Below are 3,697 nucleotides of genomic sequence, written 5' to 3'. Positions count from 1 at the left end.
ATATCGATCAGGCATTATATCATGATGGAAAACTCTGTTATGGAGGAGATTTTAAAGAAAGACCAAGTGATTATGATTTCTGTGGCGATGGATTAGTCTTTGCGAATCGTAAGAATACTCCTAAGATGCAGGAAGTAAAGTATTGTTATCAATATGTAGATTTCACAATCAATGAACAGGAAATCAAATTAGATAATAGATACTTATTTACTGATTTGAATGAATACACTTTACAGATTGATTTGTTATGTGACGGCTATGTCATTAAATCACAGAATGTTATTGTTGCATGTGCACCACAAAACACAACTACAATCAAGAATCCTTTTGTGGTTGAAGAAGATAAAGAATATGTATTGAATATCTATTTAAAGAAAGATAATCAAGTGTATGCATATGAACAGTATATTTATAACTATGAACCTCAAACAGTAAAGAATTCTTCTTTACCAGTTAAAGTGATAGAAGACTATTTGAATGTTGGTGTAGTAGGGAAGGACTTCAATGTCATTTTCTCAAAGCAGAAGGGATTAGTGTCTTATCGTTATCATCAAGAAGAATACATTCGTGTGCCTGTAAAACCAAACTTCTTTAGAGCTTCTACGAATAATGATGTGGAAAATAAATATGGCTATCGCTATGGGGAATGGTTAACTGCAAGTTTATATGCTAAATGTCAATTTGTGAGAGCAGTTAAAGAAGAAACATCATGCAAGATTGAATATACATATGATTTACCTCATTTAGGAGATGAACTACTTTATCTTACATATACTGTATATGGTGATGGAAAAGTAGAAGTAGATATGTCTTATCAGCCTCTTGCATCCAATATTGAAATGCCTGCATTCGGCCTATTATTCCAGTTATATAAGGATATGGAGCGTGTCTCATATTATGGATTTGGTCCAGAAGAAAACTATATAGATAGAAATAAAGGGGCAATGCTTGGAAGATATGATTATAATGTCACAGACAACTGTACACCTTATCTCTACCCACAGGAATGTGGCAATAGAACACATGTTAAGGAAGTATTGATTCATGGTGAAAATAAGGTATTATTATTAGAGGGCGATGATTTTGAAATGTCAGCTTTACATTACACACCTTATGAATTAGAAAATGCACGTCATCATGATGAATTACCTGAAGCATATCAGACAGTATTATGTATTAATGAGAAGCAGATGGGTGTTGCAGGAGATGATACATGGGGTGCTAAGACACATGAAGAATTCTTATTAGATAAGAATAAGCATCATCTACACTTTGCATTTAAAGGAGAATAATCAATGAAGTTTATATTTGTAAGACATGGTAAAACACACTTTAATGAAATCAATTTAACACAGGGGTGGTGTGATTCACCTTTATCAAAATTAGGCGTTAAACAGGTAGAAAACATGTCTCTGCAATTAAAGGACTATAGTATAAACAAGGCTTATACATCACCACTTGGAAGAGCGGTAGAAACATCAGAGATTATACTTCAAGGTCATAATATTGCGCCTATTTCTGACAAACGTTTAAAAGAAGTGAATTTTGGAATCTTAGAAGGTATTAACACATTATTTGTTAAAGAATTGCATATAGATGCGCCTAATTGGATGGATACGCTCGAAATGGATTATCGACCATATGAGGGAGAAGATCTCCATGATGTGATTAATAAACATATAGAATCCATTAATGACATCATTGCATCAAGTAAAGAAGATGATACAGTACTTATTGTTGGACATGGCTGTTCACTTTATGGATTAGTGAAAACACTTATACCTCATGATGAACATTTAAGATTTCCAGATAATGCGACAGCAATCATAGTGGATTATAAAGAAGGACATTATTCACTTGATACTATTCTGAATGCAGTTTATTAAGTAACATTTCAAGTCATCCTATTATAATGATAAGGAGATAATATGAAGTACGATTTTACGACAATCATTGATAGAAAAGGAAAAGATGCCATGGCCTTGGATGCAGTAGGATCTCAAAAAGGTCATGTCAAGAAACCTACTTTCCCTAAAGAAGGTTTTAGTATTATTCCAATGTGGGTGGCTGATATGAATTTTGCGACAGCACCAAGTGTGATGGATGCTCTCAATAAACGTATCGCACATCCACTATTTGGTTATTTTTATCCATCTGATGATTATTATGAAGCCATCATGTATTGGCAGAAGACAAGAAATAACATTCATGATTTAAAGAAAGAGTATATTGGTTACGAGAATGGTGTTTTAGGATGTCTAGCAAGTGCCATTCATGCCTTTACAAAGCCGGGAGACAAGATTCTTTTCCATAGTCCTACTTATGTAGGGGTTTCCACTGTGTTAAATGATACAGACCGAGTGGCTGAATTAAGCCCTCTTGTAAAGGATAAAGAGGGCGTGTGGCGCATGGATTATCAGGATATGGACAAGCGTATCAAAGACAATAACATTCGCTTAGCGGTTCTCTGTTCTCCTCATAATCCATGTGGACGTGTATGGGAAAAAGAAGAACTTGAACAGGCAATGAATGTTTTTAAAGAAAATGATGTCATTGTCGTATCAGATGAAATATGGTCAGACATTGTATTTACGGGATATAAGCATATTCCTACTTATAGTATTAGTGAAGATGCTAAAAGACGCACAATCTCTATTTATGCACCGAGTAAGACATTTAACTTAGCAGGACTTATTGGCAGCTATCATATTATTTGTGATGACTATTTAAGAGAACAGCTCAACAAAGTAGCTACTTCAACACATTACAATAGTATGAACGTTTTATCCATGCATGCTTTAATAGGTGCCTATCGTGAAGAATCTATTGAATGGGTGGATGAATTAAATCAGGTACTTGAACAGAATATGAAATATACCTATGACTTTATTAAAAACAATGTAGAAGGTATTGAAGTATCTCAAACACAGGGTACTTATATGGTGTTCCTACATTGTGAAGACTACTGTCTAAAGAATCATCTGACTATTGATGAACTTATTCAAAAAGGATGGGATGTAGGTGTAGACTGGCAAAGTGGTGTCCAGTTCCATGATCCATGGGGTATAAGACTCAACATTGCATTACCACATGAATTATTACAGGAAGCTATGCAAAGATTAAAAGAATACGTATTCTAACGTGAAAAGGATAGCCTCTAAACGGCTGTCCTTTAATAATAGGTAAAAAAAGGGGCTGTAACGGGTAAATAACTTATTATAGTTTCATAAAAAGCAAAATGCGAACCGTGATCCTCAAAAAAGTGAGACAATTCACCTATTGAGGAGTAATTTGAAAGACTCATGATGCATTCAAAGGGAGTACGAGCAGGAAGCTTTCGGCAACGAGTGAAGTTGGAAACAGGGTCATTCAGTAGCACTTCAGACTATCAAGAGCCACATCCATAGAGCGTCCAAGAATAGTCTTAACCTTTGTGGTGAGTAGAGAATGTTGTGTTTGCTTTGTTTCATAATAGTTTAACTACTAAAAAGGGCTAGAAATGAATATTCATTCATTTCTAGCTACACGATTTTTATCATTTGTCAACAGTTTGATAAAAAAATAAAAACCTCCTCAATTTCAAATTGAGGAGGTTCTTCGGCATTTAATTGCCTAATTTCTTCTACTATAGGATTGATTTATAATTGGTGGAGCCTAGGAGGATCGAACTCCTGACCTCCTGCGTGCAAAGCAGGCG

3 protein-coding genes are annotated in these 3,697 nt (G+C 34.8%); all 3 read left to right on the top strand.

Going from position 1 to position 3,697, the window contains the following annotated elements:
- On the top strand, positions 1-1,292 hold a 1,292-nt coding region (locus ACT8VG_RS08570), incomplete at its 5' end, for a beta-galactosidase domain 4-containing protein (protein WP_444195634.1).
- 3 nt (positions 1,293-1,295) lie between these two features.
- Positions 1,296-1,886, top strand: a complete 591-nt coding sequence (locus ACT8VG_RS08565) for a histidine phosphatase family protein (protein WP_444195633.1) — start codon at positions 1,296-1,298, stop codon at positions 1,884-1,886.
- A 42-nt stretch (positions 1,887-1,928) separates the two neighbouring features.
- The gene (locus ACT8VG_RS08560; protein ID WP_444195632.1) at positions 1,929-3,140 is read left to right on the top strand and encodes a MalY/PatB family protein; all 1,212 of its coding nucleotides are present in this window, start codon (positions 1,929-1,931) and stop codon (positions 3,138-3,140) included.
- Positions 3,141-3,697 lie beyond the last annotated feature (557 nt).

The sequence above is a fragment of the Catenibacterium sp. genome (assembly GCF_052354645.1).
GTDB classification, from domain to species: Bacteria; Bacillota_I; Bacilli_A; order Erysipelotrichales; family Coprobacillaceae; genus Catenibacterium; species Catenibacterium mitsuoka_A.
The sequence above is the reverse complement of the archived record's forward strand: the minus strand, read 5'-3'. Positions and strand labels throughout refer to the sequence as shown.

Coding starts and splice junctions, on each gene's coding strand:
- ACT8VG_RS08565 (WP_444195633.1), top strand. CDS start 1,296: ATGAAGTTTATATTTGTAAGACATGGTAAAACACACTTTAATGAAATC.
- ACT8VG_RS08560 (WP_444195632.1), top strand. CDS start 1,929: ATGAAGTACGATTTTACGACAATCATTGATAGAAAAGGAAAAGATGCC.